The 20458-nt window shown below is 49.2% G+C and carries 20 protein-coding genes; 6 read left to right on the top strand and 14 right to left on the bottom strand.

Going from position 1 to position 20458, the window contains the following annotated elements:
* Window positions 1–21: 21 nt before the first annotated feature.
* The 6 genes from menC to EDM52_RS19505 form a co-directional block, all read right to left on the bottom strand.
* A complete protein-coding gene (menC, locus tag EDM52_RS19530) occupies window positions 22–1134 on the bottom strand; it encodes an o-succinylbenzoate synthase (RefSeq protein WP_122910627.1) in 1113 nt (370 codons plus the stop codon).
* Window positions 1135–1371: 237 nt separating this feature from the next.
* Window positions 1372–2148 (bottom strand): GTP-sensing pleiotropic transcriptional regulator CodY, encoded by a 777-nt coding sequence (gene codY, locus EDM52_RS19525; protein WP_122910626.1) that lies wholly within the window; start codon window positions 2146–2148, stop codon window positions 1372–1374.
* Window positions 2149–2328: 180 nt separating this feature from the next.
* A complete protein-coding gene (locus EDM52_RS19520) occupies window positions 2329–3105 on the bottom strand; it encodes a sporulation protein (protein ID WP_122910625.1) in 777 nt (258 codons plus the stop codon).
* 14 nt (window positions 3106–3119) lie between these two features.
* Entirely contained in the window at window positions 3120–3689 is a 570-nt protein-coding gene (locus EDM52_RS19515; RefSeq protein ID WP_122910624.1) for a sporulation membrane protein YtrI, read from the bottom strand.
* Window positions 3686–3997 (bottom strand): YtrH family sporulation protein, encoded by a 312-nt coding sequence (locus tag EDM52_RS19510; RefSeq protein ID WP_122910623.1) that lies wholly within the window; start codon window positions 3995–3997, stop codon window positions 3686–3688. Before EDM52_RS19510 ends, EDM52_RS19515 begins: the two co-directional genes overlap by 4 nt.
* A 136-nt stretch (window positions 3998–4133) precedes the next feature.
* Window positions 4134–4358 (bottom strand): hypothetical protein, encoded by a 225-nt coding sequence (locus EDM52_RS19505; protein WP_122910622.1) that lies wholly within the window; start codon window positions 4356–4358, stop codon window positions 4134–4136.
* 313 nt (window positions 4359–4671) lie between these two features.
* Here EDM52_RS19505 and EDM52_RS19495 point away from each other — a divergent pair, with 313 nt between their 5' ends.
* The 3 genes from EDM52_RS19495 to EDM52_RS19490 all read left to right on the top strand — a co-directional run bounded on the left by EDM52_RS19495 (window position 4672) and on the right by EDM52_RS19490 (window position 7610).
* Window positions 4672–5925 (top strand): MFS transporter, encoded by a 1254-nt coding sequence (locus EDM52_RS19495; RefSeq protein WP_122910621.1) that lies wholly within the window; start codon window positions 4672–4674, stop codon window positions 5923–5925.
* A 16-nt stretch (window positions 5926–5941) separates the two neighbouring features.
* On the top strand, window positions 5942–6082 hold the full coding sequence (locus EDM52_RS24800; RefSeq protein ID WP_183185204.1) for a hypothetical protein: 141 nt from the start codon (window positions 5942–5944) through the stop codon (window positions 6080–6082).
* A gap of 187 nt (window positions 6083–6269) precedes the next feature.
* Window positions 6270–7610: an HD domain-containing phosphohydrolase gene (locus EDM52_RS19490; RefSeq protein WP_148038784.1), complete on the top strand. Its 1341-nt coding sequence runs from the start codon at window positions 6270–6272 to the stop codon at window positions 7608–7610.
* A 53-nt stretch (window positions 7611–7663) separates the two neighbouring features.
* On the opposite strand, the gene EDM52_RS19485 is transcribed toward EDM52_RS19490, so the two are convergent.
* Complete coding sequence (locus tag EDM52_RS19485; protein ID WP_122910619.1) at window positions 7664–8173, bottom strand: hypothetical protein; 510 nt, start codon at window positions 8171–8173, stop codon at window positions 7664–7666.
* 147 nt (window positions 8174–8320) lie between these two features.
* On the opposite strand from EDM52_RS19485, the gene EDM52_RS19480 reads away from it, so the two are divergent.
* Window positions 8321–9148, top strand: a complete 828-nt coding sequence (locus EDM52_RS19480; RefSeq protein ID WP_122910618.1) for a GNAT family N-acetyltransferase — start codon at window positions 8321–8323, stop codon at window positions 9146–9148.
* A 90-nt stretch (window positions 9149–9238) separates the two neighbouring features.
* The gene (locus tag EDM52_RS19475; protein ID WP_122910617.1) at window positions 9239–10528 is read left to right on the top strand and encodes a BaiN/RdsA family NAD(P)/FAD-dependent oxidoreductase; all 1290 of its coding nucleotides are present in this window, start codon (window positions 9239–9241) and stop codon (window positions 10526–10528) included.
* 322 nt (window positions 10529–10850) lie between these two features.
* On the opposite strand, the gene EDM52_RS19470 is transcribed toward EDM52_RS19475, so the two are convergent.
* From EDM52_RS19470 to refZ, 3 genes are read right to left on the bottom strand one after another with little or no spacing between them, the layout of a single operon-like run.
* Window positions 10851–11054: a hypothetical protein gene (locus EDM52_RS19470; RefSeq protein WP_122910616.1), complete on the bottom strand. Its 204-nt coding sequence runs from the start codon at window positions 11052–11054 to the stop codon at window positions 10851–10853.
* 7 nt (window positions 11055–11061) lie between these two features.
* Entirely contained in the window at window positions 11062–13554 is a 2493-nt protein-coding gene (locus EDM52_RS19465; RefSeq protein ID WP_122910615.1) for a septation ring formation regulator EzrA, read from the bottom strand.
* Between the two features lie 43 nt (window positions 13555–13597).
* The gene (refZ, locus tag EDM52_RS19460) at window positions 13598–14206 is read right to left on the bottom strand and encodes a forespore capture DNA-binding protein RefZ (RefSeq protein WP_122910614.1); all 609 of its coding nucleotides are present in this window, start codon (window positions 14204–14206) and stop codon (window positions 13598–13600) included.
* A gap of 251 nt (window positions 14207–14457) precedes the next feature.
* Between refZ and EDM52_RS19455 the strand changes: the two genes are divergently transcribed.
* Window positions 14458–15297, top strand: coding sequence for an endonuclease/exonuclease/phosphatase family protein (locus tag EDM52_RS19455; RefSeq protein WP_183185202.1), 840 nt, complete (start codon window positions 14458–14460; stop codon window positions 15295–15297).
* Window positions 15298–15358: 61 nt separating this feature from the next.
* On the opposite strand, the gene EDM52_RS19450 is transcribed toward EDM52_RS19455, so the two are convergent.
* The 4 genes from EDM52_RS19450 to EDM52_RS19435 all read right to left on the bottom strand — a co-directional run bounded on the left by EDM52_RS19450 (window position 15359) and on the right by EDM52_RS19435 (window position 20283).
* Window positions 15359–16258: a hypothetical protein gene (locus tag EDM52_RS19450; protein WP_122910612.1), complete on the bottom strand. Its 900-nt coding sequence runs from the start codon at window positions 16256–16258 to the stop codon at window positions 15359–15361.
* A 70-nt stretch (window positions 16259–16328) separates the two neighbouring features.
* Window positions 16329–17327 (bottom strand): MBL fold metallo-hydrolase, encoded by a 999-nt coding sequence (locus EDM52_RS19445; protein ID WP_122910611.1) that lies wholly within the window; start codon window positions 17325–17327, stop codon window positions 16329–16331.
* Window positions 17328–17422: 95 nt separating this feature from the next.
* Window positions 17423–19663: a sensor domain-containing diguanylate cyclase gene (locus tag EDM52_RS19440; protein ID WP_122910610.1), complete on the bottom strand. Its 2241-nt coding sequence runs from the start codon at window positions 19661–19663 to the stop codon at window positions 17423–17425.
* 38 nt (window positions 19664–19701) lie between these two features.
* Window positions 19702–20283 carry a histidine phosphatase family protein gene (locus tag EDM52_RS19435; protein ID WP_122910609.1) on the bottom strand — a complete coding sequence of 194 codons (582 nt, stop codon included), beginning with the start codon at window positions 20281–20283 and terminating at the stop codon, window positions 19702–19704.
* Window positions 20284–20458: the final 175 nt, after the last annotated feature.

Genomic DNA, 20458 nt, shown 5'->3' with positions numbered 1-20458 from the left:
GTGCGTTTTTCCTTTTCACGATTATGGACGGAAATTGGCGGAGCGTAGTACGTACTTTCCTACAGCCTGTTGATTCACCTTGTAGCCAATCCCCGGACCATCTGGCACAGCCAATTGTCCAGGCGCGATCAGCTCAATACCCGGCTCGACGATGTCCTCGTCCCAATATCGGCTGGCAGCCGCAGTGTCACCAGGAATCGTAAAGTTCTGCAAGGAGGTAATGGCTACGTTATGGGCACGGCCCACTCCTGACTCGACCATTCCTCCACACCAGACAGGGATGTTTTGTGCCTGGCAAAGATCATGGATTCGCTTGGCTTCTGTCAAGCCACCGACACGGCCAATCTTGATGTTGATGATGCCGCAGCTTTTCAGCTCGATGGCCTTTCTTGCATCCTCTGCAGTATGAATGCTTTCGTCCAGACAGATTGGGGTGGAGAGCACCGCTTGAAGCTGGGCATGATCGATAATATCGTCATGGGCGAGAGGTTGTTCGATCATGATCAGGCCGTACTGGTCCAGCTCTTTCATAATATCGATCTGATCCAGTGTATAAGCGGAGTTGGCATCGGCCATCAGCGGAACCTGGTCTCCAAAGCGCTCCCGAATGCCTCGAATCAACTGAACGTCAAAGCCAGGCTTGATCTTCACTTTGATCTTCTTGTACCCCTCGTCCAGATACTGTCCTACTTTTTCCAGCACTTCTTCCACTGTAGGCTCAATCCCGATACTGATGCCCACATCGATCACGGATCGGCTTCCACCCAAGGCTTTGGCGAGAGAAATTCCTTTTTGTTTGCAAGAGAGATCCCAAACCGCTCCTTCAAGCGCGGATTTCGCCATGTTGTTGCGGCGAATTGGAGCAAATAGACGTGCCACCTCTTCAGGAGTTTCCACCGGATTCGCCAAAAGACGCGGAATTAAAAACTTCTCCAGCATGTACCATACCGTCTCCGTTGTTTCCTCGTTATAGAAAGGATCTGGCATGGCTACACTTTCGCCATAGCCTACCTCACCATCACCATATACGCTTACCAGCAAGAAATCCTTCAGGGTCGTACTTCCAAAGCTCGTCTCAAAACGGAACTTCAGCGGCATTTGCAGATGCTGCAGCTCAACGCGCTCGATATTCATCTCTCTCGACTCCTCGTTATCCAATTTGGCGATGCATCATTTTCACGCTGAAACATTCATCCATTTCAGTGTTATCAGAAAATAGTACTTTTATCGTACCTCTAACCCGATGTGAACACAATACGATGGTAAGGAAAGGTCGTGCTGGTGCATCGAGAATGGCTTACGCAAAAAGCCCATCCCTGCGTCTGCAACGAGACGTAGAGATGAGCCCGTGGTACTACCTGATTTCTGGAATTAAGACGTTTTCCATTTGGCCAATTCGGATGGGAATTTGTCGTTGAGGACCTTGATATACGTCCCTTTCATGCCAAGAGAACGGGATTCCAATACACCGGCACTTGCGAGCTTGCGCAGCGCATTTACGATGACGGAACGTGTCAGACCTGCTTGATCGGCCAGTTGGCTGGCTACGAGCAAGCCTTCTTTGGCATCCAGCTGCTCCATGATTTTTTCGATTGCGATCTGTTCACTGTAGGACAGCGAAGAAAGCGCGATTTTGGCAAAGGTTTTATCCCGAACCTCATTTTCAATCTGCTCAGTACGTTGACGGACAATTTTCATGCCGATCACCGTTGCGCCGATTTCACCCAAAATCAGATCTTCTGTTTCAAACAGACCCACCGCGCGCAAAAGAACAAGTGTTCCCAGGCGGCTTCCACCTGCGCTAATCGGAACGACTGTCGTCATCATTTGCGGGAACAATGAGCGAAGTTCTTGCGGAACCAGACTGTATGGGCTCTGAATCGGTTCATTTGCGAGAGTCTGGTTCACTTCCAGCAGTTTAAGATTGGTTTCGTACGGGAGCTGACTGGTTTTACGGTCATCCTCACTCAAGAGAATCTCCTGATGAAGTCCATTCCCCAGCACCGTTCCATCTGCTGTCACGATGTATACATTGGCAGCAATGACCTCGGAGAGCAGACGTGCCAGATCCTGATAGCCGACACCGCTTCCTCCCATCGTTTTTTGCAGCATTAGATTAATCTTTCTCGTTTTTTCCAATAAATTCATCGATCTATTTCCTCCTTGGATTCTTATGCTCACAGTATTGTCAGAAAAATCCAGGTCTATACATGCAAGTCAAAACATTAGAAAGAGACTTCATGCAAAAACGAGCGTAACCGCTAAGTTTTTCACAATAGAAAACCGCCTGATCGAGAAGAATCAGACGGCTTTCTATTGTGTATGCATTTATTTCATTTGCGTGAGCATGGCATTTTCGAGAAGGTGAGCAACTTCACTCATCGATTTCTTCAATTCCTCTTCGGACAGATGAAGACGGATATAGCGCTCGTCCAGATCGAACGCTTCATCTGTTTTACCTAAAAAGCCACGTGCTCGTCTGTCCAATTCCAGGTACAAATCTAGCCCGCCACCCCGAAGGAAGAAGAATACATCCAACTCCTCGACTCGGCTGCGCAGGGGTCCGATCGGTCGGAATTCAAAAGCTTGAACGAAAGGATAGCTTCCACCCAAATAGGGATTGTATTCACAATCTACTTTATAGAGCTGAAAACCGATGGATTGAATGGCATCCAGTACTTTTTCCATATAAGGATGTGGGCGTACGTCGATAAAGTCGGAGTCACCCGGATCAATCGCCAGTTTGATATCCAAGCCAGTCCGCATATAGACAGGCTGACGTCCCATGGTGAGTGGCGTCTGATAAGGTAAAGGAAAGGAAAATGGCAAGACCAGTCTCTCTTCTGGCTGGAGCGAAATTTTCTCCGTCAGTCGATGTTTGGCCAGCGTACACTCCACTTTCATTTTTTTATGATTGTCTTCCCGTTCATAATGTGTAATGACATACATGTAAATCTCATCAATGTCCTGCGCCACTTCTCCCCCTGTCAAATGAATCTCTCCGGTAACATGATCACCGGGAACCAGGGAATCCTGCGTCAAGCGGGCATCGACTCTAGCGGAACCGATCCCGACGCTGGCCAGCAGTTTTTTAAATATCGTCACGCGAAACCTCTCCTTTACGGTGACCCTTGACCATAATGCTCATTTGTTTGTTCTGATTGATAATACGAGTTTATAAACAGAAAGTTTCGCGCGACCTTTTTCAAGACGTCCTCCTTTTTCACTTCTGCCGTCACAAATAAATGAAGAGTGCGACTGATCACGACTGTCTTGATTCGTACTTCGGTCATCGAACCATCCGTCAAGACGTATTCACGCCGGCGCAGCATCTCGTGCAGCACCTGATGCACTTCTGCCACCTGCTCGATTTTTTTTCCTTTCAAGGAGATCAGGTCCTTTTCCATCTGTCCGACTATCTGCACCTCAATCGTCGGATGTGGCTTAGGGTCCATCACTGAAACACGAATCTCCTCGATTATCGTATCTTGCTTCTTGCGAGAGACGCGTTGGCTTTGCTTCAAAGACTGGTTTTCTTCATACAGCTTTTTATTTTGCATCTCCAGGCTTTTGGACAAAAGCATCATCTCTTCCATCTCCCTGCCATAGACGAACAAGATCGCTGCACCGCCGATCATGCTGCCGATCATGAAAAGCGCAATGTATCGCTTCCAAGGCTTGTCGCTCATGAACGCACCTGCACGAGCCATTGGACGCAGATGGTACCGATATGCGCTCCCCAAAAGGCAACGACAATCATGACCATCTGCTTGATCACGGGTGAAAAATTGCCCATCAGAATTTTTTCAATCTGCAAGAATGAATCAAACGTTCCGCCCAATGCGCCTACAATCCCCCAGATTTTCAACTGATCGGCCAGTTGAACCATCGACAGCAGTGGCGGCTTGTCTGTCAAGAAAGCACCTAATCCTCCAGAAAGAGAACCTCCCACGACAATGCCATATGCCACAAAAAATGTCAGTATGACCTGCGCCATCCCGTATTCATCCCCCCGACAAGCTGCGTATGATTATCAGTACGCAGCTTGTCTGGCAAATATGATGAGAGCCCAAACGCTTTGGCTCGACAAACAAAAAAACGGCATGCCTGTTTGATTTGCATGCCGTCCTCTGCTAGCGTTGTTTTCGCCCCGCTTTGCGCAGCCTTTTTTGAATGCGAGAAGAGTTCATCACCATCAGATCCATAAAAAGATTGACCATATTGGGATTGCTCAAAAGCTGTTGGAATACCTCCGGATTCTCTTTAAACCATTGCTCGTTGGCCTTTACCCAAGCTTTGAAGCCCTGATTGGATTTGTAATGTTCATTCAAGCGACGAACAGGTCGGTTTCCTCTCATCTTAATCTATCCCTTCGTCAAAAAATATGGAGAGGAGAAAGATGATCACGAGAATCCAGATCACCACTTCAAAGCCATCCTGGTTAAAAAAACCAAAACCTTTCACGTTCGTCCCCCCTTCGCAAAATGGCGATCCTCGCACCTGGCTCTCCGCCCACAGCGCCCTTCCTTATAGGTATATGACGCATGGCATCTGTTGGATTGTACCTTTGCCTGTGACGGGTGATTTTCCGCGCTTGCCCAAGTTGAGTGCATAGAGTCGCTCCTGTTCCACTCATACTACCTAGGAGAACGAAGAAAAAAGGAGGCGATTATGGAAGCCTCGAAAAGTGCGCTATGGCGCAACAAACGGTATATGATGCTGCTGATCCTTGTGTTTTTCATGCATCTTGCTGCTTATCTGATCGTTCCAGTCTTCCCTGTATTTCTGCAAAAGGCGCGCTCGCTTTCGCTATCACAGGTAGGCTTGATTCTTGGAGCAGGCAGTATTGCTTATCAGGTGGGGAGTCTTTTAGGAGGACCATTGCCTGACCGCTTTGGTCGACGTTTTGTCATGATGGCAGGAGCCATTCTGCAGGGAAGTGCAATGGCAGGTTACCATTACTCTCATTCATTTGGTTGGTTTCTGCTGTTTTCATCTGTCAATGGACTCGGGGTCGGACTGTTAGCTCCAACCATCAAAACGATGATTACCAACCAAGTGCATGCGGATCATCGGACAGCTGCGTTCTCCTGGCGCGGTATTTTCGCCCACAGCGGCATCATCGTAGCAGGACTGCTCATCACCTGGCTAACCTCCTTGGGGAAGCAGCCTTTTCTGCTCTCCGCCCTCGTGTTTGCAGTACTGGCGATTCTGACCCGCATCAGCTTGCCCGCCGACCGATCCAGGGTCACAGACCGTCCAAACACTCCAATGATGGAGTACAAGCACATCCTCACACACCGGAGCTTTATGCTGTTTTCCGGGATCATGCTCTTGATCTGGGCATTGTACGCGCAATTCACATTAATTTTGCCGCTGCGCGGAGAGGCCGTCTTACATTCGGCCACCATGATCGGGTTGATCTGGACCATTAATTCTGTGAGCGTAGTCCTGTTCCAGGGTGTCGTCTCCCGCTTCGTGCTCCAGCGCGTCAGTCCCTATCTCTCGCTTACGATCGGTACTTTGATGCTTGGAGTCGGATTGACGGTACTCGGGTTGGCCAACCACTTTGTCACCCTGAGTGGAGCAGCGTTACTCTTCATCATGGGGGAAATGCTGTTCATGCCCGTCCAGGACAGCCTCGTGGGCTATTTCGCCCAGGAAAAGTGGCTAGGCTCCTATTTTGGCTTCTCCAATTTTGTCTCAGGGATTGGTACCGCTCTCGGAACAAGCATTGGCGGGACGCTGGTAGAGCGTCTCGGAGGGGTGACGAGTGCCAGTCCTTGGATCGCGTATGGCATCGCCACTCTCTTTTTGGTTGCCATACTCGGTCTGTTCGCGATTTATGCAACGGCACGACATAAAAAAGGAGCACCGCCCTCTCGTCCGAAAGCAGGACCTGGACGTAGAGAAGGTGCCGTATAGGTGAAAGGAGATGGGTATGAGGAAAACGGATCGAAGCAACACATCCTCGCAAAACCGACAACACGAAGAGGCAAATCAGCAGCCAGACTCTGTGCACAATGACGCCCCCGGCTATGGAGATAAAAAACTGGAAGGACCCAATCGACCTTCCACATAATCGCTTTTCAGGAGGGGGTTGTCTGATTCAGCTCCCTCCTATTTTTCGACAAACTTCGGTCTTTTCTTGAAGGTTCTGCCATTATGTCCTATTATGATGAGACGGAATACCTACCAATAAACGGAAGGGACGTAGGACCTTGCCACTAAAATGGACGACCAAATCTAATTTTTTTTCCCTCTTCCTTGTGTTTTTGCCTATCTTGTTTACAGTGGTCGTTTTTCTAGGGTATTCACAATCCAAGATGGTTTACTACCAATCAGGGATCGCTGCAATGGACAGACAATTAAACAATGTCATTCAAATCATGAATATGCATAACGAACAGGTTAAGACAGGAATACATAGTTTTACTGAAGCTGAAAAGCGGATCAGAAAGTTGTTGAGTACTCCAAAACAAACGGATGGCACATTGGACATTTCACAAGCAAATCTAACGCTTGTCGAAGGTAACGAGCTATTTGTCTTTAACTCACAAGGGATACTCGTCATCCACCCTTCCAAAGAGGGACAGAACATATTTAATATAGGCAATTTTCAAGGAAATAACTTCGCAAAAAAAGTACTCTTTGAAGGCAACCGGGTTGTCACCTACACCTGGAGTGAACCCGATACCTCCCAACAGGTTAATAAAATTGCCTCGGTAAAATATTTTCCCCAATGGGACTGGTACATCACCCTTGTATCGGACGAGTCCAGCTTTTATGAACAATTAAGCCAGGTAAAATCGTTTTTAATCATGCTTGTCTCTGTCAGTTATTTGATTACTGCCATCCTGTTTTACCGCACTTATCGAAAAGAGAAAGCATTTGTTTCCTCCAAACTTCGCAGCGTCCAATTGGCCGAAGTAAACCAAAGCATCCTGAAAACCCTGGCAGTTGCTCTAGAAGAACGTGACGCCTACACTTCCGGCCATTCCCAGCGAGTTGCCTACTACATGCGTGTCATCGGCAAAAGCATGGGCCTGGACGAGAATACACTGGATATCATGTACACAGGTGGTCTTTTGCATGATATCGGCAAGATCGGAATCGAAGACAGTATCCTGCTCAAACCGGGGCGACTGACCGAGGATGAGATCGAAGTCATCAAATCCCATCCAGTTCGCGGTGAGGCCTTGCTCCGCAAGCTTTACGCCCATGCAGCCAGCAAGGATATCGCACATATCCATCACATTCTGATGATTACACGTCACCACCATGAGCGCTTTGATGGCACCGGCTATCCTGACCAGCTGAAGGAAGAACAAATTCCGATTATGGCACGCGTAGCAGCCGTCGCAGATTCCTTTGACGCCATGACTTCCTCCCGTGCATATCGCAGAGGTCTTTCTTTTTCCACCGCTTGTGACGAGATCATCCAGAACGCTGGAACACAATTTTGTCCCAAGGTTGTCGATGCCTTCTTTCAAAGCGTCTCTGAAGAAACGTATCGCCATGCTCACCATATCTCACGAGCCAATGAGCTTCTACAGCCCATTGTCGATGATACGGAAGTCGTCTACACCCAGCAGCCCATACGCGGTTAGCCCTAAAGAAAAAAAGCCATTTCGCTCCGCAATCTCGAGCAAAATGGCTTTTTTCATTCAATGGCAACCAGCTTGTAAGGCAGGGAAAATGAAGACAGCTTGTTTAAAAACGTAGCTGCTACCTGTTGATCTGGTGCAATCAATTGAAGATAACGCGTGAAGTAGAAAACAATGCGATCTTCGTTTCCTTCTTTTAGGCGGTAATGCGGAAGCTCCGCGATATCTTTCATGTGATAGAAATACTGATACTTCTCTTCTGACATCTCACTGTGAAAGGAACGGCTGACAACAATATCGTTGCTGCGATGTTCACGGGTGTTTTCTTTTGTACTTCCCAGCAATCGAAGCAATTCACCGGCTCGACGCGCACCGAGCTTTTCGACCAGCATGCTGTCGTTGTATTCGATCTCCAGTTGAGTCAGGTAAGGATGAACGGATTCCAGCATCGCCATCATCACTTTGCGCACAGCCAAATTTTCGGTAGCAAACTGGTTGTCAAACACATTAAATTCAAAAGATGTGGCTTCTTCGATTCGCCGTGTATATAAGATGACCGCGTTCATGATGCCACCTCCTTTTTTCATTCAAAGCAGTCTCATGTCCTCTATTATCATGGAGGGAACGGATGGATGCAACTGCCAGATGGCAGGATTTCACGCTTTTTCCACGAATGATCTAGGTAGCAAAATGGAGTGGGAGGTTTACCAGACATGAGCATCACGTTTCGAATTTTGACTACACCAGAGGAATTAGAGCAGCTTGTCCCTTTAGAGGCAGCTGTATGGAGCGAAGACTCGGCGATTCCGCACCATATGACGCTGACGATCGCCAAATTTGGCGGTCTGTTTATCGGCGCCTATGACAATGAGGACATGATCGGCTTCTTGTACAGCTTTCCTGGTTTCACCAACGGCGAGTCCCATCTGTGCTCCCATATGATGGGGTTTTTGCCTGCCTATCGGAAGCAGGGTCTGGGCGTAAAAATGAAATGGCTCCAGCAGGAAGAAGCATTGCGCCGTGGACACACCAAAATAACCTGGACCTATGATCCTTTGGAGACTGTGAACGGATTTCTGAATCTCGTAAAGCTCGGGGGCGTCGTTCGCTCCTATTACCCCAACTGCTATGGGCCGTTGGACGACGATTTCAATCGCGGCCTGCCGACTGACCGTTTTCTCGTCGATTGGTATATTGACAGCAAACGCGTAGACGGGTATCGCACTGGAGAGACAGCAGTCCCCATGACAGAGGGTGCGCCTCACATCCTGCACTTCGCGATGAAAGAAGGCGTGCCAAGCCCAGAGCAGATGGAGCTGGATCGGCAGGAGCCTGTCCTGTTGCTGCCTGTTCCCGCCCATTTCCAAGCGGTAAAGCGAGCCGACATGAGTATTGCAGCAGCATGGCGCGACAAGACTCGCTCGCTGTTTCAAAGCTATTTTGCTCGCGGCTATACTGTCACTCACCTGATCCGATCGGAGGATGTGGTGTACTATGTTTTGGAAAATCGACCACTCTCCGAACTTCTTGGCCAAGCGTAACAGCCCCCAAGCTCGGATCCAGCGTAATGACTCGCCCATTGTGGTACAATGAGCTATGCACTACCTTATACGACAAAGGACGAGTTGACTATGAAACCATCCAAATACGATTACGATGTCATCATCATCGGCGGTGGTCCGTCCGGTCTGATGGCTGCAATGGCGGCATCCCGCGAAGGCGCTCGGGTCTGCCTGGTAGAAAAAGGGGCCAAGCTGGGCCGCAAGCTGATCATCTCCGGTGGTGGGCGGTGCAATGTGACCAATGCCAAGGAGCAGGATGAGCTGATCAAGCAAATGCCCGGCAACGGACGCTTTATGTACAGTGCGCTTTCCCAGTTTGGCAACCGGGAGATCATCCAATTCTTTGAAGACTTGGGCGTTGCCTTAAAGGAAGAGGATCGCGGCCGTATGTTCCCCGTGACGGACAAGGCTGTTACAGTTGCCCAAGCCCTGATCGACCGGATCAAAAGACAGGGCGTTGCCATTCGCCTGCAATCCCCTGTTAAAAACGTTCTGTACGCGGAGGGAAAGACAACCGGAATTGCCCTCCAATCAGGCGAAACACTATCTGCCCCCTGTGTGATCATCGCCGTCGGCGGCTGCTCCGTTCCCCAGACTGGCTCTACGGGTGACGGCTACACCTGGGCCAGGGAGGCTGGGCATACGATTACGGAATTGTACCCGACCGAAGTGCCTTTACTTGCCAACGATTCGTATATTCGCGACAAATCATTGCAGGGACTTTCTTTACGCGACATCGAGATGACCCTTTACGCGCCCAACGGAAAAAAAGTGAACACGCAGGAAGGCGACATGATCTTTACCCATTTCGGGATATCTGGTCCAGCCTCTCTTCGCATGGGGCACTACGTATCCATTTCCCAGCGCAAATTCGGCGGTGTTCCTCTTGCCCTCACCATCGACCTGATGCCAGAAAAAACCGCTGAGGAGATTTCCTCTCAGAGTTGGCGCCTCCTGGAGGAACAGCCCAAAAAGGCAGTCAAAAACGTGCTCAAAGGCTTCTTGCCCGAACGGATCATTCCCTTGCTGCTCTCCCTATCCTCTATTTCGGAAGATACGACATGGAGCCATATGCGAAAGCAGGACTGGGCTTCCTTTGCCAAGAGCGTGAAGGCATTGCCTTTGACCATTACAGGCACTTTGTCCCTCGAAGAAGCCTTCATTACGGGAGGCGGAGTCAGTGTCAAAGAAATCGATCCGCGCACGATGCAATCCAAATGCATGGAAGGATTGTTTTTTGCTGGCGAGGTCATGGACGTACACGCCCACACTGGAGGCTACAATATTACCATCGCTTTTTCATCCGGATATGTGGCCGGAACGAACAGCGCGATGCTGGCTAAAGAGCTGACTGTATAGCCTTCATTTCTCCCGCATGTAAAAAAGAAGTTTATCATCCGGAAAACATGGGAAGTCTAGTAGACAGGTACTCTTTTCCCGAAAAGAGTGATCATACCGTCTGTCATTCGAGCAGGTCTGGGCTGATCGTGACACCTCTACTCCCTTTATCTTTTCTAATCTGGAGCGGCGTCTTATGACGACGCTTCTTTTTTTTTTTGCAAAAGCGCGACGAAAACACAAAAAACACCCGTAAACAGACGAATCGTCACGGATGTTTTTTGTGTTTTCGTCGCGAAAAAACCTGTCTCTGAACGTGAACAAAGCACGGGAGAGGGATTTCCTAAGAAGAAACAGCAGATCGATACAAATACGCCAACCCAGCCATAATGAACGCAAAACCAAGCAAAAAGAACGTGTTTGCCCGTTGTTTGATCCTTTGTTCATTGCCTTTGAAATGAGCGTGCATGCGCGTCTGCCAGCGCTTGGTTCGCGGCTGTATCATCACCAGTATGCCCGCCGCTAGCAGAAAGAGTGGATAAAGCATGTCCAGCTCACCCCTTTTTCTTGCGTCGCAATAACCATCCCGATTCCGGCTCTGGTGGCGCTCCTTCTACCACCAGACGGGCATCCTCCGCCAATTGATACGCTTCTGCAAAAGCAAGCTGCCTAAACGACTGCTCGGCTTTGATCAGCAGTTCGTTTACCTGGCGATTCTGACGGCGGTACCGGTTCGTGTACTGAATGGCTCCCTCCGCTAATTGACAAGTAGAGATGACCCGCTCTGTAACACGTTCCGTCTCTTCCAGCTGATCACTCGCATCCTGTAGCAAAATCGCCACCTCTTCCAGGTCGTAGCGATATTGCTCCATGATCGCTTTGACGTGGGCCAAGGTTTGGACCACCTCTTCAAACATGTACTTCAAATGCTCCGGCAAGCCCGGCAAATAGCTTCGCTTGATCTGCTGACGAAGTCGAATCAGCGTGTTGGAGATGCGCTCCAATTCATCTAAGGCATCATCCTCCGTCTCGATGACAAGCTGGTTTTGCTCCTCCACTTCCTCCTCGTCGAAATCCTGGGGTTGTTTGGGAATCACCAGCTCGTACTCTTCTTCCTCGCCATCCTGCTCTTCCGCAGCATACGCGGTTTCCTGTTCGGTAACTCCGGACGCTTGTGGAGCAGAATTCGGCTTCGCAGCAAAGAGCACTTCACGCTCCGCCTGGCTGATCGACTCCTCGTAGCGTTCTGGCTCCTGAACCGGCTGTGGTTCGGTGAATTCGACTTCACGAAAAGTCTCACGTTCAGGTAAAAGAAGCTCCTCTATCCGTTCCTCAATCTGCTCAGCTGCTGGTGCAATCACGGAAGCAACAGGCGCAACGGTGCCGATCTGTTCCTCTACTACTGGCTGTACAGGGTGCTCCACGGCAGGAACCGGTGTGTACACTTCCTCGATAACGGGTGCGGCTGTCGGGAATGTGATATCTTCTGCCTTTGCAGCAATCTCTTCTTTTGCTTTGGCTTTTTCCTGTTCCTTTACCAAAGCGGCAGAAGCAGCGGCTGCTTGCTTCTTGGCGATAACGGCCTCTTCCAAGCCTTGATATGTGGTTTCGATCAGTACTTCGAATGCCTTAACATGCGTGTTTACTGTTTGCAGATTGCCTTCCTCCAACGCGCTGTTGGCTGCGCTGAGAAGCTGTTTGGCCTGCATCATGGCATTGTCCAAGCCGTCCATATTCACGTCAAAGCCATCCTGAGTCGCTTGGTCGATCCCCTCTTCTAGCTGCTTGAACTCCCTTGGCAATTCCTTTTTGACGCGGTCTACCATCGCCGGGACCTGCTCCAGCGATTGAACCATGCCTTCGAGGATTTTTTGCGCCTTGATGGTCGTCTCGTAAGCATGGACATCATCGCCTGCTGCACGAGCGGTTTTCACCAGGCTGCGCATCGTTTCTACCTCATCGAGGGTAGCTTTTAATTCATGAAAAGAAAGGCCGTAATCCAGACGCATATCAGACAAGCGTCTTTCTACTTGTTCCACGAGTTTGCCAATCTCGGGAACGACGACCTTGGTTTCTTGCTTCGTGACAGCTACCTTGGTGGTGTCTTCCTTCAATTCTGCGAGCTCTTGCTCGATTAGCGTCAGGGCCTCTCGCGCTTCTTCCAGCATGCCCAAAGCGAGCGCAAAGCGGAAGCGATCACACGCTTCCTCCGCATCCAGAATCATCATTTCGATATCCGGAACACGAATGCGCAGGAGGTTTTCTTTTTTGTCAGCAAGCTGATGGTACCGAACCTCTGTCATGCCGCTGGAACGACGAAGCGGCTTTTCAACTTCGATGACGTGGATTTTTTCAACCAATTCGTCCTTCCAATCCTCTACATCATCCACCTGGGCAAAGATAGAGCGGCGACGAATCATCGCATAGACTAAAGCGATCGACAGCCCAGCAAACACGACGCCGATCAAATAAATCCACCAAGGGATCCCACTGAGAAGCGATGATGACGATGCTTCCTCTTCTTGCGCACCTTCTGGCTGGTCCGTTGCTGCCTGGGCGGGCTGCATCGGTTTGTTTTGCTGCCGCTCCAATTCCATGTTCAATTCGAGAATAAAGGTTTGAATTCCGTTCAGATACTGCTTTTGGTTGCGAAATGGCACAAAATAGGAAGCGATTTTGTCATGAATCAGCTCCATTGTGGCACCTTTTTGCTGAAATTCGAGCCCTGCAAAAACGCCGAGCTCCTCTGTATCCATATTGAGCACAATCATCATGGCATTGTCAGGAAGATTGAAATTGTCGTAGAGCTTTTGAGCATAGACATCCGGACTGTCTGCTTCCGGAGATGTGCTTTCCACTACGACAACCTTGTACTCACCTGGCATATCCTTTAGTGCCTCTATGAAATTCGCTGTATTCTCACTTTTGAGGTATTGGTCTTGATCCTGTACGACTTGATCCGTTTTTTCCGGGAATGGTGTTGCAAATACTGGATTTGTGTATAGTAACATGCCTGCCAGACAGAGCATGAATAGTTTTCGTTTCACTTCACATACAACCCCTTAGCGTATAGATTCATGGGAGAGGGTGCTACTCGGTATCAGATTGGAGATTCACACGCAGATACTCCATGATCGAGCGATGCAGCCATCGGGCAAAATCCTCCGATGCCGGCTCCAATTCGTAAACTTGTCTAACCATTTGCGGGTGCAAAAAAGGATAGACGATGTGACTGGTAATCGCCAAAACGATGCGATCGACCGAAACCGTCTGAAAATCACCCGTATTCATGCCGCTTTCGATCACCTTCGCAAGGCCGTGCTTGTAGCGGCTCATATAAAGGGTCATGACTTCCCTGGCGAGCATCGACTCTACGCTCAATTCACGTTGAATCAGCCGAGTAATAGAAGCATGCTCGCAGTGGAACTGCACGTACAGACCGACTACCTGCTCCAGTCTTTGCCTCGCAGGTACATGCGAATAAGCAGCCTCCTGCTCTTCGACCAAACGAAACAAGGTCTCAAAGTAAGAAGCCATCAGGGTTTCCAAAACGCCCTGCTTCCCCTGAAAATGATAGGAGATCAGTGCGACATTGACTTGTGCCTCTTCGGCAATCTTGCGGACGGAAGTACCTTTATAGCCATATATGTCAAACAGCTTGGCCGCCGCTGACAAAATTCGCATTTTGGTTTGATCCATTGCCGATCTTTCCCTCCTGCTCGGCTCTCTCAAATGTTGAGATGCCTTCAGCATGTCAGGTATCGTTCCCATCTACCTTCATCTATTTTACAAAGCATTCGACGAAAAAAGATAGTCTCGTTCTATGTTCGACAATGTTTTCCAGTATTCCTCCTGCTACTTTCCTTGCTATGATAAAAAAACCAATATCCACGCCTGCTTCAGTGGGTTGTATTTTGACAGAATATTTTTACTCATAAAAAACTAGGGATGTGGAGACCATACGAACCAAATGGATGCGACGACTTACCTTGTGCCTCACCCCGCTCGTCTTCTCTCCTACAGATGTGACGATTTATCATGCGGTTCCTTCCTCTGTTTATTCGCAGAGTAAAGACGATTCTGCCATGACGATCGTTACGTACAACATTCGCGGCTGCAGAGATGATGATGGTATTGCTGACCCATCGCTTGTTGCATCTGTCCTTGCAGAATTGAATGCGGATGTCATTGCACTGCAAGAGGTAGACTACCGTCTTCCCCGCTCCCGGTTTGTCGACCAGGTGGCGTCCATTGCAGGTAGCTTGGAGATGAACTACGTATACGCTCCATCGCTCTCGCTGGTAATCGGCACCTACGGCAACGCCCTGCTGAGCAGGCATCCGATCCTCCATGCCGAAGTTCTATCACTGCCCGGTTCCTGGGAACCCCGCTCCCTGCTTGACGTGACACTGGACTGGAATGGCACGCCCTTACATGTCTATGTGACGCATCTGGGCGTACATAAGTCCGAACATCCCGAACAAATCGCATTTTTGCATTCCCATTTGCAAGAAAACTCAGAGAATACAGGAATCCTGCTTGGGGATTTCAATATACTGCCAAACGATCCCCTGCTAGATTCTCTGCGCACGGTGTACGATGACCCGCTGCATCGGCAGGAGCAGAGGCTCATCACGTTGAAAGGCAAGCATTCCTTCAAAGAAGTGGACCGGATCTTGCTCTCTCCGAATTTACTGTTTGTGGAAGCTGCCGCTCCAGCGATCGGCCCATCCGATCATTTCCCTCTTTGGATGAAGATTAAACCGAATGCGCTGGCTATGCAGGAATAAAACGCAAAAGAGGAGCGCTCTTTCACCCTAGATCCAGGGTAGAGAAGCGCTCCGAGAAGAATTAATGACCTTTTCCTGTTGGTACTGATTTGGGGTCAGGAACGGGCTTTACCTTTCCGTAATTTTGCAGATATGTCTCGACCTGCGAATGCTCTTGAATACGCTGGTCTTTATAATCATATTGGGATCGGATCGACATCGTCATTCTGATTGGCAGCTTGTTCGATTTCTGGTATAGAATCGTGTACTCCGCTTCCAGGTCCATCTGGTCTACGATTTCCTGCACGTCTGTCTTTCCAGTCGATTGAATACTCACGCCTTCCCCCGGCTGTCTCCAATCTCCCTTTGTGAGAGACATGGCCAGCTTCATACTGGGCTGGTGTCTATTCATGGAGGGGAGGGACTGAATGTGAGTGCCGCTTTGACCTTGCAGCTGACTCGCGAGCCAGCCTTTCAGCTTGGCAGAATCCATCACGACGCGGATCATCGCCTGATCGTCCTTCACGTTGTTGTCTTGGATGGGATACACATTTTTTCTCATCTCACTCATTTGTTGAAAGGCGAATGCCGGATTCCAGTTTTCCATCTCCTGGCGAAGGGCAGCATCATCCCCTGCACTCTGCACCCACTCTTGGGCTCCATCTTTTTTGGTGTACAAGGTCGTTCCTTGATCCAAAAGCGTCAGCGTCTCAACCCGCTTTTTCTCAGGAACTGACAGCTTCACGTTCATAAAGACCGTGTCTCCATCCTTGCGTCCTGAAAAATTCACCATATTTGCATTCGCACTGTTATCAGTCAAAAGCTTGGTTCGACCGTAAAATTCGTACCCTTGTTGATTGGCAAAATGATCCCTAATCTGCTCAAAATCCGTGCCCGCGTTTTGCTTCACGCCCATTTGGCCACAGCCGCCAAGCGACATGGCAACACATGCCACCAGACAGATGATCCAACCCTTTCTCATTTTCGTCCTCCTTCACAGCTAGTCTCCTATAGCGTTTCCGGGGAGGAAAAGGGTTATTCTACGGGTTCGATCACAGGTGATAGTAGAGCACGTCGTCTCGCTCTTCCACCTCTACCTGATGCAAGATCATCAACAGATCGATGTGCCCGATCGTTTCCGATATCGTGAGCGGCAACTCTTTTTCATACAGGGTGGGAAAGAGCAGTGCCGTCAATTCGTACGCGGTCTTCTCACCAGAGGCCAGCAAGCGTCGCAATGTATCTGTGCGCTCCCAATTTTTTTGCAGTCGCGATAAAATCAATTCCCGATGATGCGTCACACGCTCGCCATGACCGGAAAAAACCTGATCAATCTCCATATCCGCACACATTTGCAACGCTGTGCGGTACTGCACCAGTGTCAATGGCCTGTTGCGGGAACGATCGCGTGGAGGTTCGATAAATGCATTGGAGGAGATGTGCTTGATAATATGATCTCCACCGATCAGGACGCGATCCTTCGCACGGTACAAGGAAAGATGGCTTTGACTGTGTCCTGGTGTATACAGAACCTGCCATTCCGGAAAAAGCGGAAGTACTTGTTCATGTTTGAGCAGCCCATCGATTTGGCTGGGCGCAGAGAAGGTTTTCATCAGCTTTTGAAACTTCGCAATGATGATGAGCTTTTCTTCGGGAACACCGCTTTTTTGGTACAGCTCCTTGAAAAATTGATCATGATAAACCATGAAATCTTCGTCCATCTGCACGTAGGGAGCAGCCTGAGGGTGTGCCAGCGTCCGAGCGCCTGAAGCACGTCTTACTCGTTCCAGTTGACCGACGTGGTCGACATGGTGATGGGTCAGGACAATTTGCGAGATTTGCTCCAAACCGATACCGATTGAAGCAAGCCCTTCATTCAGGGTCTGCCATGCTTCCTCCGTCAACGGCCCCACGTCAACCAAGGTTACCTCTTCTGCCTTTATTAACACGTACAAATTGACCGATCCTACGTGAAAAGGCGTCGGAACTTCAATGCGAAATACACCCGGCGCCATTTCCTCTGCCACATTCCTTTTTCCCAGCACTGTCATATTGGCTCCTCCATCTATCCTATCCTGATTGAGATTGATTACAGCTCTTTAAAATGAGGTCTTGCAAAAAAAGAGAATAGAGCCATTCTCTGGCTCTATGCTAGCACAACTTGGTTACGGCCTGAATTCTTGGCTTCGTACAAAGCCAGGTCCGCCTGATGAAATAGCGCTTCTACGCTCAGGTTGCTGTCGTGCTCCTTGCTCCACTTGGCTAAACCTGACGAGATCGTGACGCGCGGGGATGTCTCATTCTCTACACAACGCCGAATTCTCTCAGCGACGGCGTGGGCGGTAGTCTTGTCTACGCGAGGCAGGTAGACCGCCAGCTCTTCTCCTCCCCATCGCGCAGCAATATCACTGTCGCGTATACTGCGCCTTATCAGATTGGAAACTTGAATCAACACTTCGTCACCCACCTGATGGCCGAACGTGTCGTTTACGTTTTTAAAGTAATCGATATCAATCAGGATCAGTGAACCATAGCTATCCTGTTCCAGCGATGCTTTGACGCGCTCGTTCAAGTATCGGCGCGTGTACAGGTTAGTCAGGTTATCTGTGATTACCATCCGTTCCATCTCGTTATGCAGGACAGCATTGGTCATCGCCAGGCTGGCGTGCTGCCCAAAAATCTCCAATAATTTGTAATCATCAAAACTGAAAAAATGATAGCGTGGATCAGCAACGAGCAGAATGCCACTTACTTCGCCTTCAACGACTAACGGAACTCCCATCAGGGAACTGCTTGGCATGAGCGAAAAAGGAAGAGTTCCTGAACCTGGCTGAGCCAGCATGAGTGTCTGCTTGTTTTGCAGGATTTGCTGAAATGGCTTTTCACTGGCTGACAATAGCTTACCCGCGTACTCCGGCATGGAGGATGCGAGCACTTGGAAATGCTCTTCATCGGTTTGCTTCCGCATGATCGCACAAAATTCGGCATCGAAGGTCGCCCGCATCATGGTCGTCACAAACTCTAAAATCTCTGACAAATTCAGGCTGCGGTTTAGCTGTCTGGCCATCTCGTTAATCAATCGCAGCTCGCGAATCAGATTGCGAGACTGTTGGTACAACTGCGCATTTTCAAATGCTTTTCCCGCTGTATCAGCCAAAATGGAGATGTAGTCGGTCTCATATCGGGTAGGGGACACAGCTTGATCAGAGGTGACCTGAAGGACTCCGTAAATTCCTTGCTTTCCCAGTAATGGCGCAGCAATAACAGTCTTTCTTTGATCATTTTCTTCTATATTCTCAACAATTAATTTCCCCTCGAGGTAAGCTCGCGTGCTGGTAGAGCCTTCATCCTCCTGCAGAGAAAGCTGCTTGACCGGAGTCGTAGCGTCGGGCTCTACCGTGAGGAACAATTCGACAGAGTAGTTGGGGTACAGACTGGGGATACTGGTCACAATCTCATGCAGGACATCGTTTACATCGATGGATGCCTGTATTTTGGACATAAGCTGGTATAACAGATTTTTCTTGTTCGCCTCACGACGCAGATCCTCAGACATCATGACACGCCACAATGCACTGCTTGCTTTTTCTGCCACTTCCTGCAAAAACGCAACGTCCCTTTCGTCGAATAAACAGTCCGTTTCATCAGGTGAGAGGTGAAGGAACAGAGCGTACAACATTCTTTTGTTCCAGCTGATAGGGACCATAACCAATCGGTTTTCACGCAGAATGGAAGCGACGATCGGTGTCGTTCCCATTTCGGCTACGATCTGCTCAATATGGCTTTGGCCTCTTGGAGCATCCTCTGTAGTCACCATGTCGTGCATCATCACTGTGCCTTCTTCTGACAAGCAGACAGCGGAGCAATAGCCTTTTTGGATGATGTCTTGAATCTGTCGGGTCAGGCTGTTCAACAATTCGCGTGTCGTTTCGTACACGCTCAGTTCCACGATGATATGACTGGTAGCATGCTGGATATACGCGTCATACCCCATGCGAATCAGCGGCTCCAGTCCTCGCAGATAGGAAGCAAGATCAAAAGAGATTTCCACCGTAGGGGCAACGATACCGATCACTGCGCGTACGTGACCGTCCTGCTCCCGGAGTGGAAACGCCGCGTAGACAAGAGCATCTGCGTCAGCCTCTACTACAATTTCACTTGTTTGCAACGCTTTTAAAATCAGCTCGGACGCTTTTCCGGCAGGCATAGCGTGTAGCGAAAGGTCAAGTCCTTGAGGGTTCCAGGGTCGGCCAACCTGCATGTTCATGGTGTTGATTAAACGGCCTGTGGAATCTGTCAAGAAAAGGATGCCCGGTCGCTTTTCCGGCCATGATTGCAGGATAAAGTGGGCCGCATAGGAAAAGACCGTCTCTAACTTCCCCAACATTTTACTTGACACGAGATACTCCCTCTCTCAACATTTTCTCAAGCTTCCAAATGATTCGTATTGTTCACTTGTAGGACTTCCCAACGTCGATCGGCAAAGCGGAAAACACAAATACCTGTATTGTCAATTTTTGTGATTCCCGTACCTTGCAAACCTCCTGTCACATAATGAAGGAAGCTGTTGATCAGCCCGCCGTGCGAGACAACGACAATGGCCTCATTGGTGTGCTTGTTGGCTATTTCCGTTAAAGCTGTGACTGCACGCTCTTGCATGGCTTCGAAGGTCTCGATGCCGTGTGCGGCTTCGTCCTGCTCTGTAAAGGTAGCCCGGATCTCCTCATAAGTGAGCCCTTCCAGTCTGCCGTAGCAACGCTCACGCAGTGCAATGTGTGTCGAGATTTCAAAATCTTTATGCTTTGCAATTTGTGCTGCCGTTACTCTTGCTCTGCTGAGGTCACTGGAATAAATACCATGAAATTCCTCGGCTTTAAATCTCCCAGCTACCAGCTCGGCTTGGTGCAATCCCAGCTCATTCAATTCAATATCGCTGTGTCCTTGGATACGCCGAGATGAGTTCCAGTCCGTTTCTCCGTGTCGAATAAGGTACATGATGGTTTCCAAGGGCTGTGATCTCCTTTTTTGACAGTTTCGGAAAGGACACACTTCTAGGAGCAACACTTTCCGAACCTGCAAGAATAACTCTAAAACGCGGTCGTCGCTTCACTCAACCTCGGGAAGACCCCGTTAGAGGTTTCTTAACAGCTTGATTAGAATAATAATTCTTATTATATAAGAT

Source organism: Brevibacillus invocatus (genome assembly GCF_003710915.1).
GTDB classification, from domain to species: Bacteria; Bacillota; Bacilli; order Brevibacillales; family Brevibacillaceae; genus Brevibacillus; species Brevibacillus invocatus.
Note: the sequence above shows the minus strand (reverse complement) of the source record. Positions and strands in the feature narration are given on the sequence as shown.